Source organism: Streptococcus sp. SP1 (assembly GCF_030440005.1).
In the GTDB taxonomy this organism is placed as follows: Bacteria; Bacillota; Bacilli; order Lactobacillales; family Streptococcaceae; genus Streptococcus; species Streptococcus parasanguinis.
In genome coordinates this window covers 99,342-120,977 of sequence record NZ_JAQFJJ010000006.1, presented here as the reverse complement: position 1 = coordinate 120,977, position 21,636 = coordinate 99,342, and the positions used below count along the sequence as shown (strand labels likewise).

The following is a 21,636-nucleotide window of genomic DNA, read 5'->3' as shown; positions in this document are numbered from 1 at the left end:
TTCCAGCGGGTAACTACACAGTCGGTGAAGTGGATGACCAAGGTCACCTTAAATCTACCGATCCTACAACAGGCAAAGTGATTGAAGGCGATAAGAATGTAACGTATGTGTACAAACTAAAAGAAACACCAACAGAACCTAAGAAGGGTGAAGTCATCATCACTTACGTAGACGAAAATGGCAAGGAAATCGAAAAACCTCGTCAAGACACACCAAACTCACCATATGACACACCATATAACACCACTGAGGAAGGTGAAAAACCTAACACTATCAAGACACCAGACGGTAAGACCTACAAGATCGTACCGAAAGGAGACTACCCAGTAGGTAAAGTGGACGAAGATGGCCATTTGGAATCATCTGATCCAGTTAAAGGTAAAGTTGACAAACCTAAGTCAATCATCACTTACGTTTATAAAGAAGTGAAGGAAGAGCCAACACAACCTAAGGGTAATGTCTATGTACACTATGTGGATACAGAAGGCAAGACCATCAAGTCAGATGTGACGGATGAAGAAAATCAACCAGTTGATAAGGACTACAACACAGTGGTAGACAACCGTCCACAAACAATCGAAAAAGACGGTAAGACTTATGAATTGGTCCCAGCAGGCAACTACACAGTTGGTGAAGTGGATGACCAAGGTCACCTTAAATCTACCGACCCTACTACAGGTAAAGTGATCGAAGGAGATAAGAATGTAACGTATGTTTACAAACTTAAAGAAACTCCAGACAAGCCTGTAGAACCAACTCCAGACAAGCCTGTAGAGCCAACCCCAGATAAGCCAGTGGATCCAACCCCAGGTAAACCAGTGAATCCAACCCCAGATAAGCCAGTGGATCCAACATCAGGTAAATCAGTAGAGTCAACACCAGCTAAAGGACAACTTCCAAATACTGGTGAAACTACATCTGTCGGATCAACTCTACTCGGACTAGTTGCAGGACTTGTAGGATTGGCAGCACTTGGACGTCGTAAAGAGGGAGACGAAAAATAATTCTTCTTCCTTTGGTGAATGATTGATTTATCTTCATTCAAAACGCCAGTTCTAATTGGTGACTAGGATAGGCCTTAAAGCCTTGAAAAAGGGGATGATCAATCCCCTTTTTCAACTAGTCATACGCTTAACTAAGAATCATTAAAATGATATAAAACGAGTCTCCCACCATAAACAGTTTAAAAGTTTTATACTGTTTATCTAAAAAAAGGGGGCTCTTTTCTTATAATCAAGAAAGTAAATGTAATTCTAAATTACTTATTTGAAATTAAATATTATAGTAGCAGCTAACCTGATTCAGAGTGATAATCATCTGGAAAAGATCATATAATTGTTGATGCACCGATGATTGATAAAAGCGACAATTCTTAAATTACATATGTAAAAGAGTTTCATTACCAAAATCTAGATCCTTTATAAAATTAGGATAAAAATGAATATCTTTTCAGTGGATAAGTTAAAATTTTTTTGATAGATATCACTATATAAAAAACGTAATTTATGGTAAAATAATACAGATCAAAAAAGGAGAGAGAAAATGGTAGAACCTAAGTATAAACGTATCTTAATCAAGCTATCTGGTGAAGCCCTTGCTGGGGAACGTGGTGTCGGAATCGATATCAAAACTGTCCAAAATATGGCCCAAGAAATCAAGGAAGTTCATGAACTTGGAATTGAAATTGCCTTGGTGATTGGAGGGGGAAACCTTTGGCGTGGAGAACCTGCTGCTGAAGCAGGGATGGATCGTGTTCAAGCAGACTACACAGGTATGCTCGGTACTGTCATGAACGCCCTTGTGATGGCTGATTCGCTTCAACAAGTTGGCGTGGATACACGTGTTCAAACAGCGATTGCCATGCAACAAGTTGCAGAACCATATATCCGTGGTCGTGCCCTTCGTCACCTTGAAAAAGATCGGATCGTGATCTTTGGTGCTGGGATCGGTTCTCCTTACTTCTCAACAGATACGACCGCAGCCCTTCGTGCAGCTGAGATTGAAGCAGATGCCATTCTCATGGCTAAAAATGGGGTCGATGGTGTTTACAATGCCGATCCGAAAAAAGATGCTTCAGCTGTGAAATTTGAGGAATTGACTCACCGTGATGTGATCAATAAAGGTCTTCGCATCATGGACTCAACAGCTTCTACACTCTCCATGGACAACGACATTGACTTGGTTGTCTTCAATATGAATGAACCAGGCAATATCAAACGTGTTGTCTTTGGTGAAAATATCGGTACAACCGTATCGAATAACGTAGAAAAATAATAGAAAATAGAGGAAGATTATGGCAAACCCAATCGTAGAAAAAGCAAAAGAAAGAATGACCCAGTCTCACCAAAGTTTGGGACGTGAATTTGGTAGCATCCGTGCTGGACGTGCAAATGCAAGTCTTTTGGATCGTATTTTCGTAGAATACTACGGAGTAGAGACACCATTGAACCAATTGGCATCTATCACGATTCCAGAAGCGCGTGTCTTGTTGATCACACCATTTGATAAATCATCTTTGAAAGACATCGAGCACAGCATCAATGCATCTGACCTTGGTATCACTCCAGCCAACGATGGATCTGTTATCCGCTTGGTTATCCCAGCTTTGACAGAAGAAACTCGTCGTGACTTGGCAAAAGAAGTGAAAAAAGTGGGTGAAAATGCTAAAGTAGCGATCCGTAACATCCGTCGTGATGCTATGGATGAAGCGAAGAAACAAGAAAAAGCAAAAGAGATCACAGAAGATGAATTGAAAGGTCTTGAAAAAGAGATCCAAAAAGTTACGGATGACGCTGTTAAGCATGTGGATGAAATGACAGCTCACAAAGAAAAAGAATTGATGGAAGTTTAATCCATCCCAACCACTACAGGAAAGAAAGACTCAGTTGGCACTGCTGGCTGGGTTTTATTTCCATTATTCTTGTGAAGAGGCAAGAGGAAAGAAGGAAACATGAATACGAATCTAGCAAGCTACATCATGGGAATGGTCATCGATGAAAATGACCACTTCTATTTTGTTCAAAAAGATGGCCAGACCTACGCGCTTGATAAAGCAGAAGGCCCACACAAAGTCGGAGAAAGTGTCAAGGGCTTTGCCTATACAGATATGAAGCAAAAGCTCCGACTCACGACACTTGAAGTCACTGCAACTCAAGAAAGCTTTGGCTGGGGAACGGTCACGGAAGTGCGCAAGGATTTGGGAGTCTTCGTGGATACAGGGCTTCCAGATAAGCAGATTGTTGTCTCATTAGATATCCTACCGGAGATTAAAGATCTATGGCCTAAAAAGGGCGATCGTCTCTATATTCGCTTAGAAGTCGATAAAAAAGATCGGATTTGGGGGATCTTAGCCTACCAGGAAGATTTCCAGCGTTTGGCTCGCCCGGCTTACAACAATATGCAGAACCAAAACTGGCCAGCCATTGTCTACCGCTTGAAATTGTCTGGAACCTTTGTTTACCTTCCAGAGAACAATATGCTGGGCTTTATCCACCCAAGTGAGCGCTATGCAGAACCACGCTTGGGACAAGTCCTAGATGCCCGGGTCATTGGATTCCGTGAGGTGGATCGGACCTTGAACCTATCTTTGAAGCCACGCTCCTTTGAGATGTTGGAAAACGATGCCCAAATGATTTTGACCTATTTGGAAGCCAATGGTGGCTTTATGACCTTGAATGATAAGTCCTCTCCAGAAGAGATCAAGGCAACTTTTGGGATTTCAAAAGGCCAGTTCAAAAAAGCTTTGGGTGGTTTGATGAAGGCGAAGAAAATCAAGCAAGACCAGTTTGGAACAGAGTTGATCTAAGAGGAGGCTTATGCGAAAATCGTTTTATACTTGGTTGATGACGGAGCGTAATCCTAAAAGCAATACTCCTAAGGCCATTCTAGCAGATCTTGCTTTTCACGAGTCTGCTTTTCCCAAGCATACAGATGACTTCGACGAGGTCAGTCGCTATCTAGAAGAGCATGCCAGCTTTTCCTTTAATCTTGGCGATTTTGATGCGATTTGGGAAGAATACCAAGCCCACTAGAGAAGGATAGGTCGAGGATGGTTTTTTCTCGGCCTCTTTGTTATAATAATAGAAAAATACAGGTAGAGAGGTTCTTTATTTGCAAGAACATTCAGTTGAAATTACATTAACGCATCCAGACGATCTCTTTCATTTGTTTGGATCTAACGAACGCCATCTCCGTTTGATGGAGCAAGAATTTGGGGTGACTATTCATGCCCGGACAGAAATTGTCCAAATCATTGGGGAAGAAGAAACCTGCGAGCAGGTTCGTCAAGTCATCCAGGCTCTTTTGGTCCTCGTCAACCGTGGCATGACCATTGGAACGCCGGATGTGGTGACCGCCATTACCATGGTGAGAAATGGTGAATTGGATAAGTTCATCGCTCTCTATGAAGAAGAGATTATCAAGGATAGTTACGGCAAACCCATTCGGGTTAAAACGCTGGGTCAAAAGATCTATGTCGATAGTGTCAAGAACCATGATGTCACTTTTGGGATTGGACCAGCGGGGACTGGGAAAACCTTCCTAGCAGTGACTTTGGCCGTGACTGCCCTCAAGCGTGGTCAGGTCAAGCGGATCATTTTGACCCGTCCTGCTGTAGAAGCTGGAGAGAGCCTTGGTTTCCTACCAGGGGATCTTAAAGAAAAAGTAGACCCTTATCTACGTCCGGTCTATGATGCTCTTTACCAGATTTTAGGGAAAGACCAAACAACTCGGATGATGGAGCGGGAGATTATCGAGATTGCGCCTTTGGCTTATATGCGGGGGCGGACCTTGGACGATGCCTTTGTCATCCTCGATGAAGCGCAAAATACCACCATCATGCAGATGAAGATGTTTTTGACCCGTCTTGGTTTTAACTCTAAGATGATTGTCAATGGAGATACCAGCCAGATTGACCTTCCTCGAAATGTTAAATCCGGCTTGATTGATGCTCAGGAGAAATTGAAGAACATTTCTCAAATTGACTTTGTGCATTTCTCTGCCAAGGATGTCGTTCGTCATCCAGTAGTAGCAGAGATTATCCGGGCCTACGAGCCCATTCCAAATCCAGTCCTCAAAGAAAAACCGGATGTGGAAGAAGAATAAAAGAAAAGGCAAAGATCATCAGATCTTTGCCTTAAATTGATGATAAAATCATCTCCTAGCCTTTCCTTAGGTGAGAACGGACGTCAGCGAACTTCTTCGAAATTCCATGACTAATAATTGAGCCTAAGGTCTCAATTATTCCGAGTGCTTGAAACTAAATTGTTTCAAGCACTTTTCTCACGGCGGAAAGTCTCTAAAAATGATTTAAAAAATTCAAAACAACTTGTTTTTTCCAAAACATTTTTAATTAGTTCATATGAAAAAATAAGTTGTTTGTTTTTTTCGATGGTAATTCTTTTATGATAGTTTAAACCAATTCATCGATTGGTGTGAAGTCACGCTCTAAACCGGTAGCAACTGGTTGGCTAGTGATGTGACCTTGGTAAGTGGTGACCCCTTGGCGCAGGCCTTCGTCGAGGGCAATTGCCTTGTGGAAGCCATTGTCAGCTAGGGATTCAACATAAGGAAGGGTCACATTGGTAAGGGCGATAGTAGAGGTACGAGCGACAGCCCCTGGGATATTGGCAACGGCATAGTGGAGCACGCCATGTTTTTCGTAAACTGGCTCCGTATGCGTTGTGACACGGTCTGCTGTTTCGATAACACCACCTTGGTCAACGGCCACATCGACGATGACTGAACCGGGACGCATTTGTTTAACCATATCGTCTGTCACTAATTTAGGAGCTTTAGCACCAGGAATCAAGACAGCACCGATGACAACATCGGCATCACGGACGCTGGCTTCAATGTTAAATGGATTAGACATAAGGGTTTGGATTTGATGACCAAAGACATCTTCCAGAACAGCCAAACGTTTAGCGCTGATATCTAAGATGGTCACTTGGGCACCGAGTCCAAGGGCGATACGAGCTGCGTGGGTTCCAACGACCCCGCCTCCGATGATGGTGACTTTCCCTTTGGGAACACCTGGCACCCCACCTAGGAGGACTCCTGATCCACCTTCTTGTTTGGTCAGGAAGTGAGCACCGATTTGCACGGCCATCCGTCCAGCAACCTCACTCATTGGCACCAAGAGTGGCAACTGTCCATCTAAGTCACGAACGGTTTCGTAGGCCACCCCAGTTGTTTTAGCTGCGACCATAGCGTCCGCTAATTCAGGTGCGGCAGCCATATGCAAGTAGGTAAAGAGCAAGAGGTCTTCGCGAAGGAAGTCGTATTCTTCAGCGAGAGGTTCTTTGACTTTGACCACCATCTCAGCGGCCCAAGCTTCTGCTGCAGTCGCAACGATGGTTGCCCCTTGCTTCGTGTAATCTTCATCCGCAAAGCCAGAACCAAGTCCAGCATTTGTTTCCACCAAAACTTGATGTCCTTTCTTGACCAAGCTTTGTACGCCTGCAGGTGTCAAACCGACCCGATTTTCGTTGTTTTTAATTTCTTTAGGAATTCCAATGAGCATTATTTTCTCCTTGCTCAGATTTAGGTGTAAAAAGGTCATTGGTGTGAGATTGCTCTCTTGACTCAATGACCTTTTCACTCCTTATCTGATTGTTTTGATTGATTTTATTGTATAGAAAAGTGGGTTAAAAAGCAAGAAAAATTTGAGCTTGCCTTCCTTTAGCTTATTTGCTAAACTAATCCCTAAAGAAGGAGAGTCAAATGGAAAATTTATATGTGAAGTTAGCGGCTTGTCGTGAAGTGGAGACAGAGCGCTTGCACTTGCGTCCGGTCACTCTTGAAGACGCACCGGCTATGTTTGAGTATGCTTCTGATGAGACAGTTACGCGCTATACCTTTGCAACCAATCAAAGTCTAGAAGAGACGCGTAATAATATTGCCCTCTTTTACCTAGCGAGCCCACTTGGAAGATGGGGGATCGAACTCAAAGAAAATGGAAAATTTATCGGGACGATTGATTTACTGGATTTGGATCTTTGTCTGAAAAAGGGGAGTATCGGCTATGTTCTGAATAAAGACTATTGGAACCAAGGTCTTGCGACAGAAGCTACCAAGGCAGTCATTGCTCTGGCTTTTGAACAGTTAGGGATGAACAAACTCATTGCCGTTCATGATCAGGACAATCCAGCTTCTGGACGGGTGATGGCCAAATCAGGTATGAAATATTCCCACGAGGAGCCCTATGCGATGCTAGACCTGCATGAAGAAGGGCGAATGGTGACGAGAGTTCATTATGTCCTCACGAAGGAAGAATATTTGGCAGAAAAATGAGTCAGGATATTGACAAAAGACCTATCTCCATGATATAGTAGATAGGTACTGCTGGTTTAGCTCAGTCGGTAGAGCGCATCCATGGTAAGGATGAGGTCGCCGGTTCAATCCCGGCAACTAGCATAGCAGAAGAGAGAAGCTTAGAGAAGATCTAGGCTTCTTTTTTTGCGAGTCCATCTTTAAAAGTCTTGCTTTTTTCAACAATTTTCAAAAAAGCGTTGACAAGCAAGGAAATAAGTGGTAAAGTTAGAACAACAAAGAGAAAGGAGAAAACCATCATGAACAAAGTAGATGTTTTGATGACACAATTGAATACACAGCTTCTCCAATCTCAGTTGAGTTCGATGTAAACTATAAATGGAACCCAAGATGGAGGAGTCTGTCTTGGGTTTTTTGTATGCATTTTTACCTGCCTTAACTGAATTGGTGATAGGCATCAGAAGGCCCAAGTGTGGACTGAGTACGTACTCAGCTCCTTGCTTGGGTTTTTTCTGTGCCATTTTGAAAAGGAGAATATATGATCAGAGCTATTTGGGAGTATATCAGGGAGCGCAAATGGCGATATGTGAAGATCGCTATGGTCCTGATTCTTTATGATTACACCTTATTGATCCCGACGCAAGTCATCCAGCGTTTAGTGGATCATTTGAGTCAGCGGACGCTGACGCAATCCAACTTTGTATGGGATATGGTCCTCTTGGTAGGATCAGCCATCCTCAATTACCTAACGGCTTTTTATTGGCAGTTGCGACTCTTTCAGTCGTCAGTCCATTTCAAGGCGACCCTCCAGGAGCAAGCATTTCGTAAGCTAGTAGCCATGCGGCGCCCTTTTTTTGAGAAATTTCGCTCAGGAGATCTCTTGACGCGCTTTACGACAGATGTCGATGGCATGGCCGATATGGCTGGTTACGGGATGATGGTGCTCCTGTTTGGCGGTGGCTTGTTTGCCTTTATTATTCCGACCATGTTTTTCATTTCTTGGCAATTAACCTTGATTTCCTTTATTCCTATGATCTTCCTCGTCGTCTCTACCTATTTTTTGAGTAGAAAGCAGGAGGAGTATGTTGAGCAAAACCGGGAAGCAGTCGCTCAGTTGAATGATGAAGTCTTGGAGTCGATCGAAGGAATTCGGGTCATGCGGGCCTATAGTAGACGGGACCAGCAGGTCAAACAGTTTCAGAAAAAAACAGCCAGTCTATCCAAAACAGGGGATAAAATTGCCTCTATCCAGTATTCTTTTGGACCTTTAGCCCTGTTGTTTATTGGATTCTCGACGGTCTTGCTCCTGCTATTTGGAGGCCAGTCCCTGGCAAGCGGGCAGTTGAGTCTTGGCAAGTTATTGGCTTTACAGTTGTATTTGGTCTTTTTAATTGAGCCTATGTGGATGATGGCGGACCTGATCTTGGTCTACCAGACAGGGCAAATGTCCTATAAAAAATTAAAAGAAGTGATTGATGAGACAGATGATCTGGAGCCAGATGGTCCTCACTACCTAGAGCAGATTGATTCGGTGCAGTTTAAGGACTATTCTTTCAGCTATCCTGGTGCTGAGCGAAAGAGCCTGTCAGGCATTGATTGGACTATCCAGCGAGGACAGACGGTAGGGATTGTTGGTCGTACCGGTGCAGGAAAGACTACCCTGGTTCGACAATTCTTGCGGCAGTACCCAGTTGGTGAGGGAGAATTCTTGATTAACCAGCAACCGATCGTGGACTACAACCGACACTCCATTGAAGATAAAATTGGCTATGTTTCCCAAGAACATATTTTATTTTCCAAGTCTATCCGTGAGAATATAGCGCTTGGTAAAAAAGGAGCCAGCCAAGAAGATTTGGTGGAAGCAATAGCCCAAGCTGCTTTTGCGGATGATCTCGAGCGGATGTCTCATGGAATGGACACCTTGATCGGTGAGAAAGGGGTCTCTGTATCAGGAGGTCAAAAACAACGGATCTCTCTGGCACGTGCCTTCTTAAGAGATGCAGAGCTCTTGCTGTTAGATGATTCCCTTTCTGCAGTGGATGCGAAGACTGAACAGGCCATTATTGACACGATTCAAAAGGAACGAAAAGACAAGACGACCATCATTGTTTCTCATCGCTTGTCTGCTGTTCATCAGGCTGATTGGATCATCGTCTTGGATCAAGGGCAGATTGTAGAAGAAGGCAGGGCTAGTGATTTATTGGCTCAAGAAGGATGGTATTATGAACAATACCAACGGCAACAAAAACAGGAAGGAGAATAAGATGAAAGTATTGAAACGATTATTATCGAGGATCACGCTTTATCCAACTGTCTTTCTTGCTGGCTTTATTTGCCTCTTGCTAGCCACCATTTTTTCTGAATTGTCACCCTTTCTTCTCCAAAAGATGATCGATGGGCCTTTGACCGCACTGACCCACGGTGGCGGGCAAGGGGACTTGCTTCAGATGGGAGGATTCTATCTCTTGGTCTTGAGCATCGGACAGCTGATTAGCTACCTAGGGAATCGGATCTTGCTACACGGAAGCAATCAAGTGACGGCTAACCTAAGAGACCAAGCCTTTCAAGTCATGCAAGGGCTGCCTATTTCTTATTTTGATGATAAGCCGGCTGGGAAGATCGCGACAAGAATTGTCAATGATACGGAGACCTTGCGGACCCAGTTTTATAACTCTTGTATGATTTTAGTCATCTACTTGGTGCGTTTCCTCTTTATCCTAGGGATTCTCTTTTACCTGAGTCCTATGATGGGCCTTCTCTTGTGTTTGGTCTTTCCGATTTTCTATGGGATCCAGTATCTCTACAAGGTCATGACGGACCAGCCTATGAAGGATTTCTTTGATGCGCGAAGCGAGGTCAATACCCAGGTCAATGAACTCTTGCATGGTGCCAGTATGATTCAGCTCTATCATCAAGAGCCTGGTGTGGTGGAGGAGTTTGAAGCCACTACCCAGAAGATGTTAGGAGCCAATGATCGAATCCTCCTGGCCGATTCCATTGCTTCTTGGACCTTAACGGAATTGCTCAAGTTTTTAGTGATTGCGGGCATTTTGACCATCGCTGGGATTTCTTTCCTACAGGGCAATATCGGTGTGACGGCTGGTTTCTTATTTATCAATATTAACTATGTGATTAATCTATTTGATCTCATGGCCAATCTCAGTCGTCAATTCCCAAATATTCGGCGATCCTTAGAAACAGGGAGCCGCGTCCTTGCTTTCTTAGACCAACCGTTAGAGGCCGATGGTGCATTGGAACTGAAGATAGAAAAGGCAGAAGTCGTGTTTAACGATGTTCAATTTGCCTATGAAGAAGGCAAGCCAGTTCTGCGGGATATTGCCTTTCAGGCAAGTCCTGGGCAAACCATTGCTCTTGTGGGTCATACTGGATCGGGTAAGTCTTCGATTATGAACCTGCTCTATCGTTTTTATGATCCTCAAGAAGGAGCGATTTTGATCGATGGTCAAGATATTCGCCAAGTCTCTCGTGAGAGCCTACGAAGCCATATGGGGATTGTTCTACAGGATCCTTATCTATTTACAGGAACCATAGCTAGTAATGTGGCCATGAGTCAGGAACACATTGATCGGGATGCGGTCAAAGATGCCTTGAAAAAAGTCGGGGCTTGGCCCTTTGTAGAGCGCCTTGAAAAGGGGATCGACCATCCAGTCGTAGAAAAAGGATCTGCCTTTTCAAGTGGCGAGCGCCAATTGATTTCCTTTGCGCGGACGCTCTATATGAATCCGCAAATTCTGATTTTGGATGAGGCAACTTCTCACATCGATACGGAAACAGAAGAAATCATCCAGAAGGCTATGGCAGTCCTGCAAAAGGGCCGGACCACCTTTATCATTGCTCATCGCTTGTCCACTATCCAAGATGCGGATCAGATCTTAGTCTTATCCGAAGGACGTATTGTGGAGCGTGGTAGACACGAGGAACTGGTTGCACAAGGCGGTATCTATGCCCAGATGAATGCCATTCAGCAAACAGTGGTGTAAGATGAGTTCCACTGTTTAAGACGAGGAAAATCCCTAGCTAATTTATCTTTGTAATAAAACAGACTATATTTTAGATATAAGCTGGTTAATATCTGGGATAAAAGATTCTTAGAAACTTTCCTTATGTGATTACGGACGTTAGGTGAAATTATCCAGTGGATGATTTCAGCAGTCCAGGAAGTTCCATGACTAAATCAAGATACAAAGGGCGTCTGCGGATAAAGTCAAAATAGGAAGTTTGACGAAGAATCTTTAGATTCTAGGAGAACTTGTCTTTTTGACACGATCCGTAGCCCGTGTTCAATTGGTTTTGAGCTCCTTCGCTCTTTAATTTCTTGGCTCAGGCTAAAACAGTTTCCCAAACTGTTTTACTCTCAAAACTCCCGAGTGCTTGAAACAGTACTGTTTCAAGCACTTTTCTCACGGCGGAAAGTTTTATTAGTGTCTTGACTGATCAAAAAAATAAAAATTATTATATCTTTCTTGATATTTTGATATGAAAAACTACGGATCTATATTTTAAACCAGTCTGTATCTAGTATATAGGCTGGTTTTTGTGATATAATAAAGTGATAATAGTGAGGTGATCCAGATGTATATTGAAATGGTAGATGAGACTGGTCAAGTCTCTGACGAAATCTTAAAACAAACGCAAGAAATTTTAGAATTTGCTGCTCAAAAAATTGGGAAAGAAGACAAGGAAATGGCTGTGACTTTTGTAACCAATGAACGCAGTCATGAACTAAATCTTGAATACCGTGATACGGATCGTCCGACGGATGTCATCAGTTTAGAATACAAGCCAGAGATGGAGATTTCTTTTGACGAGGAAGACCTTGCAGAAAATCCAGAATTGGCAGAGATGATGGCTGAATTCGATACCTATATTGGTGAGCTCTTTATTTCAATTGACAAGGCGCGTGAGCAAGCCGAAGAATATGGCCACAGTTTTGAGCGCGAAATGGGATTTTTAGCAGTGCATGGTTTTCTTCACATTAATGGCTATGATCATTATACGCCGGAAGAAGAAAAGGAAATGTTTGGCTTACAGGAAGAGATTTTGACAGCCTATGGACTCACAAGACAATAAGCGAAAATGGAAAAATCGGGACTTTATTTCCAGTTTGGAGTTTGCGATAACAGGAATTTTCACGGCGATCAAAGAAGAGCGCAATATGCGCAAACATGCCTTATCAGCCCTTGTAGCAATTCTTGCTGGTTTGGTATTTAGGATTTCTGCGACGGAGTGGCTCTTTTTGTTGCTCAGCATCACCTTGGTGATTGCTTTTGAAATTATGAATTCAGCCATTGAAAATGTGGTGGATCTAGCTAGTAACTACCATTTCTCCATGTTGGCAAAGAATGCCAAAGACATGGCGGCTGGAGCAGTCCTCGTCGTATCAGGCTTTGCCCTACTAACAGGACTGGTGATTTTTGTGCCCAAATTCTGGGCCTTGGTATTTGGATAAGAGGGAGTATGCCCTCGTGAAAGGATATTATGACATTTAAATCAGGCTTTGTAGCCATTTTAGGACGTCCCAATGTTGGGAAGTCAACGTTTTTGAACCACGTCATGGGGCAAAAAATTGCCATCATGAGTGACAAGGCGCAGACAACGCGTAATAAGATTATGGGGATTTATACGACGGATAAGGAACAGATCGTCTTTATCGATACCCCAGGGATTCACAAACCCAAGACAGCGCTTGGAGACTTCATGGTGGAGTCGGCCTATAGCACCCTTCGGGAAGTGGATACCGTTCTCTTTATGGTGCCAGCAGATGAACCACGTGGGAAGGGCGATGACATGATTATCGAACGCCTCAAGGCTGCTAAGGTGCCGGTTATTCTTGTGGTCAATAAGATCGACAAGGTGCACCCTGACCAACTCTTGGAGCAAATCGATGACTTCCGTAGTCAGATGGATTTCAAGGAAATCGTGCCGATTTCAGCCCTCCAAGGAAACAATGTTTCGCGTTTGATTGATATTTTAAGTGAAAACTTAGAAGAAGGTTTCCAATATTTCCCTGCCGACCAAATCACTGACCACCCAGAGCGCTTCTTGGTTTCTGAAATGATCCGCGAAAAGGTCTTGCACTTGACGCGGGAAGAAATTCCCCACTCTGTTGCTGTAGTGGTGGATTCTATGAAGCGGGATGAAGAGACAGATAAGGTTCATATCCGCGCAACCATCATGGTCGAGCGCGATAGCCAAAAAGGCATTGTCATCGGAAAAGGCGGGGCTATGCTTAAGAAGATCGGAACCCTTGCGCGTAAGGATATCGAGCTCATGCTAGGGGACAAGGTCTTCCTAGAAACCTGGGTGAAAGTCAAGAAAAATTGGCGGGATAAGAAATTGGATCTTGCCGATTTCGGATACAACGAAAAAGAATATTAAGAAGAGGTGGGCAGAAGGCCTGCTTCTTGTTTTTGAAAGGAGTTCTATGCCTGAATTACCAGAAGTAGAGACCGTTCGACGAGGTCTTGAGAAATTAATTCTTGGAAAAACCATCCAGTCCGTGGAAGTAAAGTATCTAAAGATGATTCAGACGGATCGGGATGCTTTTCGTCAAGATCTTCCGGGGCAAGAAATTCGGGCCATGGGGCGCCGTGGGAAATATCTCTTGTTTTATCTGACGGATCTGGTCCTCATCTCGCATTTGCGGATGGAAGGCAAGTATTTCTTTTATCCAGACGAAGTCCCTCTTCGCAAGCACGCCCATGTCTTCTTTCATTTTACAGATGGCAGCACCCTGGTCTATGAAGATGTCCGCAAGTTTGGGACCATGGAAGTCATCATACCTGAGCTTGTCGACAGCTATTTTTTGGCGAAAAAAATTGGTCCAGAGCCGACAGAAGCGGATTTTAAAGCGCCAGCCTTCCAAGCAGCTCTTAAAAAATCAAAGAAACCCATTAAATCAGCCCTTTTGGACCAAAAATTAGTGGCTGGTCTGGGCAATATCTATGTAGATGAGGTTCTCTATCGAGCCAAGGTTCATCCAGCCCGTTTGGGTCAAAGCCTGACTGCTAGAGAAGCCACAGCAATCCGCAAAGAAACGATTGCTGTGCTTGCTCAGGCTGTTGAAAAGGGTGGCTCCACCATTCGCTCCTACAGCAATGCTTTTGGAGAAGATGGTACCATGCAGGAAGAACACCAGGTCTATGGGAAAACAGGCCAGCCTTGTTTGCGCTGCGGGACACCGATCGAGAAAATCCAGCTCGGGGGACGCGGAACCCATTTTTGCCCCCACTGCCAAAAGGAGAACTAGATGGCGAGAATCATCGGATTAACAGGAGGGATTGCTTCAGGAAAGTCCACTGTGACCTCCTATCTGAGAGAAAAAGGGTATCCTGTCATTGATGCGGATCAAGTGGTTCATGATTTGCAGGCACCAGGTGGAGAACTCTACCGTGTCCTAGTGGATCATTTTGGAAAAGAGATCCTTACCAAAGAAGGAGAGCTGGATCGCCTAGCTTTGGGTCAGCGGATCTTTTCAGACCCTAGTGAAAGAGACTGGTCCAACCGCGTCCAAGGCAGACTCATTCGTGAGGCTCTAGCTGAGGTAAGAGACAGACAAGCTGCACAATCCGATCTCTTTTTTATGGATATTCCTCTCTTAATCGAGCAGCACTATGAAGGGTGGTTTGAATCTGTCTGGTTGGTAGCTGTATCAAAAGAAACCCAGCTTAAGCGCCTAATGGAACGCAACCACTTATCAGAACTGCAGGCCCAAGAACGCATCGCTGCTCAAATGCCGCTAGATGAAAAAAGAGCACATGCAGATCTGGTCTTAGACAATAATGGCGATCTAACGGCCCTCTACGCCCAATTAGATGCAGCCCTACAACAATTAGAAAGAAGATGATTTTATCACAAGAGAAATCAATTGGCGTAAAAATCTATATATTGCCTGGATCGGGTGCTTTTTCATCGGAGCTAGCCTTTCGTTAGTTGTGCCTTTTATGGCCCTCTTTGTAGAAGAGTTGGGCGTTACGGGCAAGGCTGTTCCCTTTTATGCAGGCATTGCTGTTGCGAGTTCTTCTGTGACCTCTGCGATCATGTCTCCCATCTGGGGGAGCCTGGCCGACCGCTATGGTCGAAAACCCATGATGCTCAGGGCTTCTATTGCTATGACTCTGACCATGGGAGGGATCGCCTTTGTGCCATCCGTCTTTTGGCTCTTGGTTTTGCGCTTTCTCAACGGTGTCTTTTCAGGCTTTGTCCCTAATAGTACAGCCTTGATTGCCAGTCAAGTATCAAAGGACCAATCCGGTTATGCCTTGGGGACTTTGTCAACCGGTGTTGTAGCAGGCACCTTGATGGGACCTTTGATTGGAGGACTGATTGCTGAAAATCTAGGCATGCGCAATGTCTTTCTCTTGGTCGGCTTCTTCTTATTTTTGGTTTCCCTCTTGACCTTATGGGGCATTGAGGAAGACTATGAGCCCCTTCCAAAAGAAGAACAAAAATCCAGTTGGCAGTTGCTCATGTCCATTCAGCAAAAAGATATCCTCTTGGGCCTCTTTTTGACCAGCATGACCATTCAAATGATCGCTCAATCTATTTCTCCGATCCTGCCTCTTTATGTGCGGGCTTTGGGACAAAGAGATAACCTGATCTTCGTATCAGGGATGATTGTTTCGGCTATGGGAGTCTCCAGTATGCTCTTTTCAGGTTGGATGGGAAAACTCGGAGACCGAATCGGGAATCACCGGCTTTTATTAATCGCCCTTCTTTATAGTGGATGTCTCTATATCCTTTGTGCCCAAGCACAAACACCCCTTCAATTAGGAATTTTACGCTTCCTCTTTGGGATCGGGACTGGAGCCCTACTACCAGGAGTTTCTGCATTATTGAATCGTTTAACCCCTCCTGAAGGGATTTCTCGGATCTTTAGCTATAACCAGCTCTTTTATTATTTAGGTGGCGTGTTAGGGCCAATGATGGGATCGAGTATTTTCATGCATTTTGGCTATCATTGGGTTTTTTACGGCACAGCCCTCTTGGCCTTTACCGATTTGATTTTCCTCTTATTCTTATTTAGAAAGTATTTGAAAGTGAGAGACGTACGTGCGAATTAAAGTTCAACTGACCTGCTCCAGCTGTGGGAGTCAGAATTATTTGACCAGTAAAAATACCAAAACCCATCCTGAAAAGATCGAGGTCTTGAAGTATTGTCCTAAGGAAAGAAAAGTAACCTTACATATTGAATCCAAATGATTTTCGTGGTATAATAGTAAGGATTTTAAGGAGTTTTGAATATGAGCGGAGCATTAACAACTATTTTACTAGTATTATCAGTATTGATTATTATCGCAATTTTTATGCAACCAACTAAAAACCAATCGAGCAACGTCTTTGACGCTAGCTCAAATGACTTGTTTGAACGTTCAAAAGCGCGTGGGTTCGAAGCCGTTATGCAGCGTTTGACGGCAGTTATGGTCTTTACTTGGTTATTGATTGCGATGATCTTAATGGTACTTTCTAGTAAATAAGATAGGCTCAGACAATGTCTTTGCCTATTTTTATTTTGCAAAACGATGATGACACAACTAGATAGAAAAAAGGAGGCTGGATAACCAGCAAATACATTCATGAAAACAAGTATTAAAGAATATTTACAAGAGCATGACAAAGCCCAGATCAATGATCTGGCAGCAGCTCTAGGAAAAGAAGGGTCTAAGGATTTCCGTGACTTGGTCAAAACCATCTCTCTGATGGAACGCCGTCATGAGTTGAAATTCGAAGATGATGGCTCTCTTCGTTTGGCTCAAAAGAAGGCCCCAGCCATTACCCTCAAGGGGATCTTTCATGCCCATAAAAATGGCTTTGGTTTTGTCAGTTTAGAGGGCGAAGAAGAGGATCTCTTTGTTGGCCGAAATGATGTCAATCATGCTATCGATGGTGACACCGTTGAGATCGTCATTAGCAAGGTGGCAGACCGAAACAAAGGAACGGCAGCGGAAGCTAAGATTATTGATGTCTTGGAACATAGTGTCAGAACGGTAGTTGGACAAATTGTTCTGGATGAGGAAAAGCCTAAATATGCCGGCTACATTCGTTCGAAAAATCAAAAAATCAGCCAGCTGATCTATGTGAAAAAGCCAGCCATCCAATTGGAAGGGACCGAAATCCTCAAGGTCGAAATTGATCAATACCCGAGCCGCAAGCACAATTATTTTGTGGCAACTGTGCGGGATGTGGTCGGTCATGTAACAGATCCAGGAATCGATGTTTTAGAAGTGCTAGAATCCATGGACATTGTCTCAGAATTTCCAGAAGAAGTGTTGAAAGAGGCTGAGCAGGTTCCAGATGTACCATCTGAAAAGGATTTAGAGGGACGATTGGATCTGCGAGAGGAGATTACCTTTACGATTGATGGGGCAGATGCCAAAGACTTGGACGATGCGGTCCATATCAAGCTACTCAAGAACGGCAATTTTGAGCTGGGTGTTCACATCGCAGATGTTTCTTATTATGTTACAGAAGGTTCAGCACTCGACAAGGAAGCTCTAAATCGTGCGACCTCTGTCTATGTGACCGACCGAGTAGTACCCATGCTTCCAGAACGCTTGTCCAATGGGATCTGTTCTTTGAATCCGAATGTGGACCGCCTGACCCAGTCTGCCATCATGGAGATTGATCCCCATGGAAAGGTTGTCAAGCACACCATTACCCAAACGGTGATCAATACGACCTTCCGAATGACCTATAGTGACGTCAATGATATCTTAGCAGACGACGAAGAAAAGGCTCAAGAGTTTAAGAAAATTGTCCCAAGTATTCATCAAATGGCCACCCTGCATGGTATTCTAGAAAGCATGCGGATTCGCCGAGGAGCCCTCAATTTTGATACCAATGAGGCTAAAATCCTAGTCAATAAAGAAGGAAAACCGGTCGACATTGTCCTCCGTCAAAGAGGGATTGCCGAGCGGATGATTGAGTCCTTTATGCTGATTGCCAATGAGACAGTGGCGGAGCACTTTACACGAATGAAACTGCCGTTCATCTACCGGATCCACGAAGATCCAAAGGCAGAAAAAGTACAGAAGTTTATCGATTATGCTTCTAGCTTTGGGATCCAAATCTACGGAACGGCTAGTGACATGAGCCAAGAAGCCCTGCAAGAAATTATGCGCAAGGTTGAAGGAGAACCTTATGCAGATGTCCTTTCTATGATGTTGTTGCGCTCGATGCAACAGGCCCGTTACTCAGAGCACAACCATGGCCACTATGGGCTCGCTGCGGAGTATTATACCCACTTTACTAGTCCCATTCGCCGGTATCCGGACCTGATGGTTCATCGAATGGTGCGTGAATACGGTAAATCCCAAGAAGTGGCAGAACACTTTGAACAAGTCCTTCCAGACATTGCCAGCCAATCCTCTAGTCGAGAGCGCCGGGCTATTGACGCCGAGCGCGAAGTTGAGGCTATGAAAAAGGCCGAATACATGGAAGACTATGTTGGGGAAGAGTACGATGCTGTGGTTTCCAGTGTAGTGAAATTTGGCCTCTTTGTGGAGTTGCCCAATACGGTCGAAGGCTTGATCCATATTACTAATCTTCCTGAATTCTACCATTTTAACGAACGGGATCTAACCCTTCGCGGGGAGAAATCGGGAGTGACTTTCCGTGTTGGTCAGCAAATCCGGATCAAGGTCGAAAGAGCTGACAAGATGACCGGAGAGATTGATTTCTCTTATATTCCAAGTGAATGGGATGTCGTCGAAAAAGGCCTCAAGGCCAAAGGACGTGACCGAGATGGCAATCGCAGGGATCGCAGACGCAAAGACAAAAAAGTTTCTAAGGGTTCGACTGCTAGAAAAGATGACAAACGGAAAGATTCTTCATCTAAATCCAAAAAGAAAAAAGGGAAGAAACCATTTTACAAGGAAGTAGCAAAGAAAGGAGCCAACCATGGCAAAGGGCGAAGGAAAGGTAGTCGCACAAAATAAAAAGGCGAGACATGACTACACCATCGTGGATACAATAGAAGCAGGGATGGTGCTGACAGGTACAGAGATCAAAAGTGTCCGTGCAGCACGCATTAACTTGAAAGATGGTTTTGCACAAGTTAAAAATGGAGAAGTTTGGCTCAGTAATGTCCATATTGCCCCTTATGAGGAAGGCAATATCTGGAACCAAGATCCAGACCGTCGCCGCAAGCTCCTGCTTCACAAAAAGCAAATCCAAAAGCTGGACCAAGAAACCAAAGGAACTGGGATGACCTTGGTGCCATTGAAAGTCTATCTTAAAGACGGTTATGCCAAATTGCTTTTGGGGCTTGCCAAAGGGAAACATGATTATGACAAGCGTGAATCCATCAAACGTCGGGAACAAAACCGGGATATCGCACGGGTCATGAAACAATACAATACACGTTAAACTAAAAAGGCAATTCTGAAACTTGTTTCAGAACTGTTTTTTTATGGTTTTTAATTGTAATCGCTTGCAAAATAATTACTTATATTATATACTAAAATTAAGGTGTTGGTATAGTTGTTTTTCTTAGGCTTGAAAGTTTTTCTAGTCTCTTTTGTAGTCAACAAGGAGAAAGACTATGAAGAAAATCCTATTCAAACTACTGTTTGGGCTCATGCTGATCGCTCTCTTTCCTGTGCAGGTGGCACAAGCTTGTTCGGCCTTTATTGTAGGGAAGGACTTAACCACGGATGGCTCTATGCTTTACGGTCGTACAGAGGACTATCCCTATGCACCAGATGGCGGGCGCCACAATCAAAACTTTGTTGTAGTTCCAGCAAAAGACTACAAGGAAGGGGATAAGATTGAAGATGAGTCCAATGGCTTTGCCTATCCACATTTGACTCATGAAATGAAGTACACAGCGACCTATGATGCTGCGCGTGGTGATGGTAGCAACGGAAACTTCGGAGCTCATGGTTTTAATGAAGTGGGCGTGTCGATGACAGCGACGGTATCAGCGACTCCTCATGACAAAATTTTGAAAGCCGATCCTTTGGTCAAAGATGGCCTACCAGAAGCTTCCATGATCGACTTGGTCTTGCCTCGTGCAAAAACTGCTCGAGAAGGAATCGAAATCGTTGCCAAGACTCTGGATGAAAAAGGTTCTGCTGAAGGGAATATTATTGTCGTAGCAGATAAAAATGAGCTCTGGTACATGGAAATCCTCTCAGGTCACCAATATGTTGCCATTAAATTCCCACAAGACCGCTATGCTATTTTTGCCAATACCTACTATCTGGGACATGTGGATCTCAAGGACAAGGACAATGTCATTGCTTCAAAAGATGTAGAAGCAGTAGCTAAGAAAGCAGATCACTATAAGACGGATAAGGATGGCAAGTTCCATATTGCGGATTCTTATGGTCCGGATGAATACACGGAACGCAACCGCTCACGGACCTATGCAGGGATTACCCTAATGGATCCAAAAGCGGATGTCAAATATGATGATCAACACTTTGATCTACTTCGTAAACCAACGGATCCTTCTAAAAAGTATAGTCTAGAAGATGTCTTTGCAGAACAACGGAACCGTTTTGAACACCTCAAACAATTTACAGCAGATGATTTGGCCGAACCAGGTAAAAAAGTCGATACCAAGAAATACAAGTATGCTTTGGGAAATGAAAATGTTATTGATGCCCATGTCTATCAAATCAAGAAAGACTTGCCAAGTCCATTTGGTGGAATCGTTTGGTTAGGGCTCGCCCAAAGTCGCAATACTCCGTATGTTCCATTCTATGGCTTGGTCAATGACACCTATGGTGCCTTTAAAGTCCGCTCTGCTAAGTATGATCCAACTTCATGGTATTGGGCTGTTTGGCATATCGACCAAATGGTCATGAAATATCCAGACCTCTTTGGTACCAGTATCCAAGATAAATGGAAAGAAATGGAAGCCGGCTGGATCAAGGAACAAGCTGCTTTGGATCAAAAATACAGTGGTCTTACAGATGAGCAAGCCAAAGCCCTTCAAGGTGAAGTCACCAAGGAATCCATGGACCGTGCGGATATAATCTTCAAACAAATCAAGGCCACTGAAAAGGAAATGGAAGATAAGATCCGTGAAGAAAAGGGCTTGGAAGCTGACTTTGTCTATGATGGCTATAATAAAGCGAACTTAATGGCTGCTGCTGAAAAAGGTAGTTCAGACAAGAAGCCAGAAACTTGTCAGGAAGCTCTAGGAGATACTCCTAAAAAGGCTAGCCAGACTCAAGATTCAAGTGTAGTCTTCTCAGTACTTCTTGGAATATTGGCCGTTTGTGGATTTAGTTTAGCTGGATTCTTTTATAAGAAATCAAAAAAATAAAGAGGATGAATAGATCCTAACAAGGAGGTTCCGCTAGAAAGCGAGGCCTCTTTTTCCAACTTGTAAAA

The 21,636-nt window shown here is 43.9% G+C and carries 21 protein-coding genes and 1 tRNA gene; 21 read left to right on the top strand and 1 reads right to left on the bottom strand.

Annotation, left to right across the window (positions count from 1 at the left end; genetic code table 11):
• The 6 genes from PCY07_RS04760 to PCY07_RS04735 all read left to right on the top strand — a co-directional run.
• Positions 1-1,004 (top strand): LPXTG cell wall anchor domain-containing protein (locus tag PCY07_RS04760; RefSeq protein ID WP_301556728.1); only part of this gene is annotated, 1,004 nt, incomplete at its 5' end.
• Between the two features lie 538 nt (positions 1,005-1,542).
• A complete protein-coding gene (gene pyrH, locus PCY07_RS04755; RefSeq protein ID WP_003005706.1) occupies positions 1,543-2,274 on the top strand; it encodes a UMP kinase in 732 nt (243 codons plus the stop codon).
• A gap of 19 nt (positions 2,275-2,293) precedes the next feature.
• Positions 2,294-2,851: a ribosome recycling factor gene (frr, locus tag PCY07_RS04750; protein WP_003005165.1), complete on the top strand. Its 558-nt coding sequence runs from the start codon at positions 2,294-2,296 to the stop codon at positions 2,849-2,851.
• Between the two features lie 99 nt (positions 2,852-2,950).
• Positions 2,951-3,805, top strand: a complete 855-nt coding sequence (gene cvfB / locus PCY07_RS04745) for an RNA-binding virulence regulatory protein CvfB (RefSeq protein ID WP_215194569.1) — start codon at positions 2,951-2,953, stop codon at positions 3,803-3,805.
• Between the two features lie 10 nt (positions 3,806-3,815).
• Positions 3,816-4,031 carry a YozE family protein gene (locus PCY07_RS04740; RefSeq protein WP_301355498.1) on the top strand — a complete coding sequence of 72 codons (216 nt, stop codon included), beginning with the start codon at positions 3,816-3,818 and terminating at the stop codon, positions 4,029-4,031.
• A 79-nt stretch (positions 4,032-4,110) separates the two neighbouring features.
• Positions 4,111-5,103: a PhoH family protein gene (locus PCY07_RS04735; protein WP_301355496.1), complete on the top strand. Its 993-nt coding sequence runs from the start codon at positions 4,111-4,113 to the stop codon at positions 5,101-5,103.
• Positions 5,104-5,410: 307 nt separating this feature from the next.
• On the opposite strand, the gene ald is transcribed toward PCY07_RS04735, so the two are convergent.
• Complete coding sequence (gene ald / locus PCY07_RS04730) at positions 5,411-6,523, bottom strand: alanine dehydrogenase (protein ID WP_118227930.1); 1,113 nt, start codon at positions 6,521-6,523, stop codon at positions 5,411-5,413.
• A 200-nt stretch (positions 6,524-6,723) separates the two neighbouring features.
• Between ald and PCY07_RS04725 the strand changes: the two genes are divergently transcribed.
• The 15 genes from PCY07_RS04725 (at position 6,724) to PCY07_RS04655 (ending at position 21,568) form a co-directional block, all read left to right on the top strand.
• Positions 6,724-7,293 carry a GNAT family N-acetyltransferase gene (locus PCY07_RS04725; RefSeq protein WP_049517801.1) on the top strand — a complete coding sequence of 190 codons (570 nt, stop codon included), beginning with the start codon at positions 6,724-6,726 and terminating at the stop codon, positions 7,291-7,293.
• Positions 7,294-7,343: 50 nt separating this feature from the next.
• A tRNA-Thr gene (locus PCY07_RS04720) sits at positions 7,344-7,416 on the top strand.
• 394 nt (positions 7,417-7,810) lie between these two features.
• Positions 7,811-9,535, top strand: coding sequence for a tetracycline efflux ABC transporter Tet(46) subunit A (tetA(46), locus tag PCY07_RS04715; RefSeq protein ID WP_003018861.1), 1,725 nt, complete (start codon positions 7,811-7,813; stop codon positions 9,533-9,535).
• Position 9,536: 1 nt separating this feature from the next.
• Positions 9,537-11,273, top strand: a complete 1,737-nt coding sequence (gene tetB(46) / locus PCY07_RS04710) for a tetracycline efflux ABC transporter Tet(46) subunit B (RefSeq protein ID WP_227197740.1) — start codon at positions 9,537-9,539, stop codon at positions 11,271-11,273.
• Between the two features lie 592 nt (positions 11,274-11,865).
• Positions 11,866-12,363, top strand: coding sequence for an rRNA maturation RNase YbeY (ybeY, locus tag PCY07_RS04705; RefSeq protein ID WP_003005431.1), 498 nt, complete (start codon positions 11,866-11,868; stop codon positions 12,361-12,363).
• Positions 12,344-12,742 (top strand): diacylglycerol kinase family protein, encoded by a 399-nt coding sequence (locus PCY07_RS04700; RefSeq protein ID WP_013903931.1) that lies wholly within the window; start codon positions 12,344-12,346, stop codon positions 12,740-12,742. The genes ybeY and PCY07_RS04700 overlap by 20 nt, the downstream gene beginning before the upstream one ends.
• A 29-nt stretch (positions 12,743-12,771) precedes the next feature.
• On the top strand, positions 12,772-13,671 hold the full coding sequence (gene era / locus PCY07_RS04695) for a GTPase Era (protein ID WP_301355489.1): 900 nt from the start codon (positions 12,772-12,774) through the stop codon (positions 13,669-13,671).
• Positions 13,672-13,717: 46 nt separating this feature from the next.
• Positions 13,718-14,542: a DNA-formamidopyrimidine glycosylase gene (gene mutM, locus PCY07_RS04690; protein WP_301355488.1), complete on the top strand. Its 825-nt coding sequence runs from the start codon at positions 13,718-13,720 to the stop codon at positions 14,540-14,542.
• Entirely contained in the window at positions 14,543-15,139 is a 597-nt protein-coding gene (coaE, locus tag PCY07_RS04685) for a dephospho-CoA kinase (RefSeq protein WP_049488904.1), read from the top strand. It abuts the gene before it with no gap.
• Between the two features lie 16 nt (positions 15,140-15,155).
• A complete protein-coding gene (locus tag PCY07_RS04680; protein ID WP_301355503.1) occupies positions 15,156-16,355 on the top strand; it encodes a multidrug efflux MFS transporter in 1,200 nt (399 codons plus the stop codon).
• Positions 16,345-16,494 carry a 50S ribosomal protein L33 gene (rpmG, locus tag PCY07_RS04675; RefSeq protein WP_003014605.1) on the top strand — a complete coding sequence of 50 codons (150 nt, stop codon included), beginning with the start codon at positions 16,345-16,347 and terminating at the stop codon, positions 16,492-16,494. Before PCY07_RS04680 ends, rpmG begins: the two co-directional genes overlap by 11 nt.
• A 41-nt stretch (positions 16,495-16,535) precedes the next feature.
• Entirely contained in the window at positions 16,536-16,769 is a 234-nt protein-coding gene (gene secG / locus PCY07_RS04670) for a preprotein translocase subunit SecG (protein ID WP_003014596.1), read from the top strand.
• A 99-nt stretch (positions 16,770-16,868) separates the two neighbouring features.
• Entirely contained in the window at positions 16,869-19,229 is a 2,361-nt protein-coding gene (gene rnr / locus PCY07_RS04665; RefSeq protein WP_301355487.1) for a ribonuclease R, read from the top strand.
• On the top strand, positions 19,192-19,659 hold the full coding sequence (gene smpB / locus PCY07_RS04660) for an SsrA-binding protein SmpB (RefSeq protein WP_009731435.1): 468 nt from the start codon (positions 19,192-19,194) through the stop codon (positions 19,657-19,659). The genes rnr and smpB overlap by 38 nt, the downstream gene beginning before the upstream one ends.
• A 175-nt stretch (positions 19,660-19,834) precedes the next feature.
• Entirely contained in the window at positions 19,835-21,568 is a 1,734-nt protein-coding gene (locus PCY07_RS04655) for a C69 family dipeptidase (RefSeq protein ID WP_301355486.1), read from the top strand.
• Positions 21,569-21,636 lie beyond the last annotated feature (68 nt).

Coding starts and splice junctions, on each gene's coding strand:
- frr (WP_003005165.1), top strand. CDS start 2,294: ATGGCAAACCCAATCGTAGAAAAAGCAAAAGAAAGAATGACCCAGTCT.
- PCY07_RS04655 (WP_301355486.1), top strand. CDS start 19,835: ATGAAGAAAATCCTATTCAAACTACTGTTTGGGCTCATGCTGATCGCT.
- secG (WP_003014596.1), top strand. CDS start 16,536: ATGAGCGGAGCATTAACAACTATTTTACTAGTATTATCAGTATTGATT.
- pyrH (WP_003005706.1), top strand. CDS start 1,543: ATGGTAGAACCTAAGTATAAACGTATCTTAATCAAGCTATCTGGTGAA.
- PCY07_RS04725 (WP_049517801.1), top strand. CDS start 6,724: ATGGAAAATTTATATGTGAAGTTAGCGGCTTGTCGTGAAGTGGAGACA.
- ybeY (WP_003005431.1), top strand. CDS start 11,866: ATGTATATTGAAATGGTAGATGAGACTGGTCAAGTCTCTGACGAAATC.
- PCY07_RS04740 (WP_301355498.1), top strand. CDS start 3,816: ATGCGAAAATCGTTTTATACTTGGTTGATGACGGAGCGTAATCCTAAA.
- PCY07_RS04700 (WP_013903931.1), top strand. CDS start 12,344: ATGGACTCACAAGACAATAAGCGAAAATGGAAAAATCGGGACTTTATT.
- rnr (WP_301355487.1), top strand. CDS start 16,869: ATGAAAACAAGTATTAAAGAATATTTACAAGAGCATGACAAAGCCCAG.
- cvfB (WP_215194569.1), top strand. CDS start 2,951: ATGAATACGAATCTAGCAAGCTACATCATGGGAATGGTCATCGATGAA.
- mutM (WP_301355488.1), top strand. CDS start 13,718: ATGCCTGAATTACCAGAAGTAGAGACCGTTCGACGAGGTCTTGAGAAA.
- smpB (WP_009731435.1), top strand. CDS start 19,192: ATGGCAAAGGGCGAAGGAAAGGTAGTCGCACAAAATAAAAAGGCGAGA.
- coaE (WP_049488904.1), top strand. CDS start 14,543: ATGGCGAGAATCATCGGATTAACAGGAGGGATTGCTTCAGGAAAGTCC.
- era (WP_301355489.1), top strand. CDS start 12,772: ATGACATTTAAATCAGGCTTTGTAGCCATTTTAGGACGTCCCAATGTT.
- ald (WP_118227930.1), bottom strand. CDS start 6,523: ATGCTCATTGGAATTCCTAAAGAAATTAAAAACAACGAAAATCGGGTC.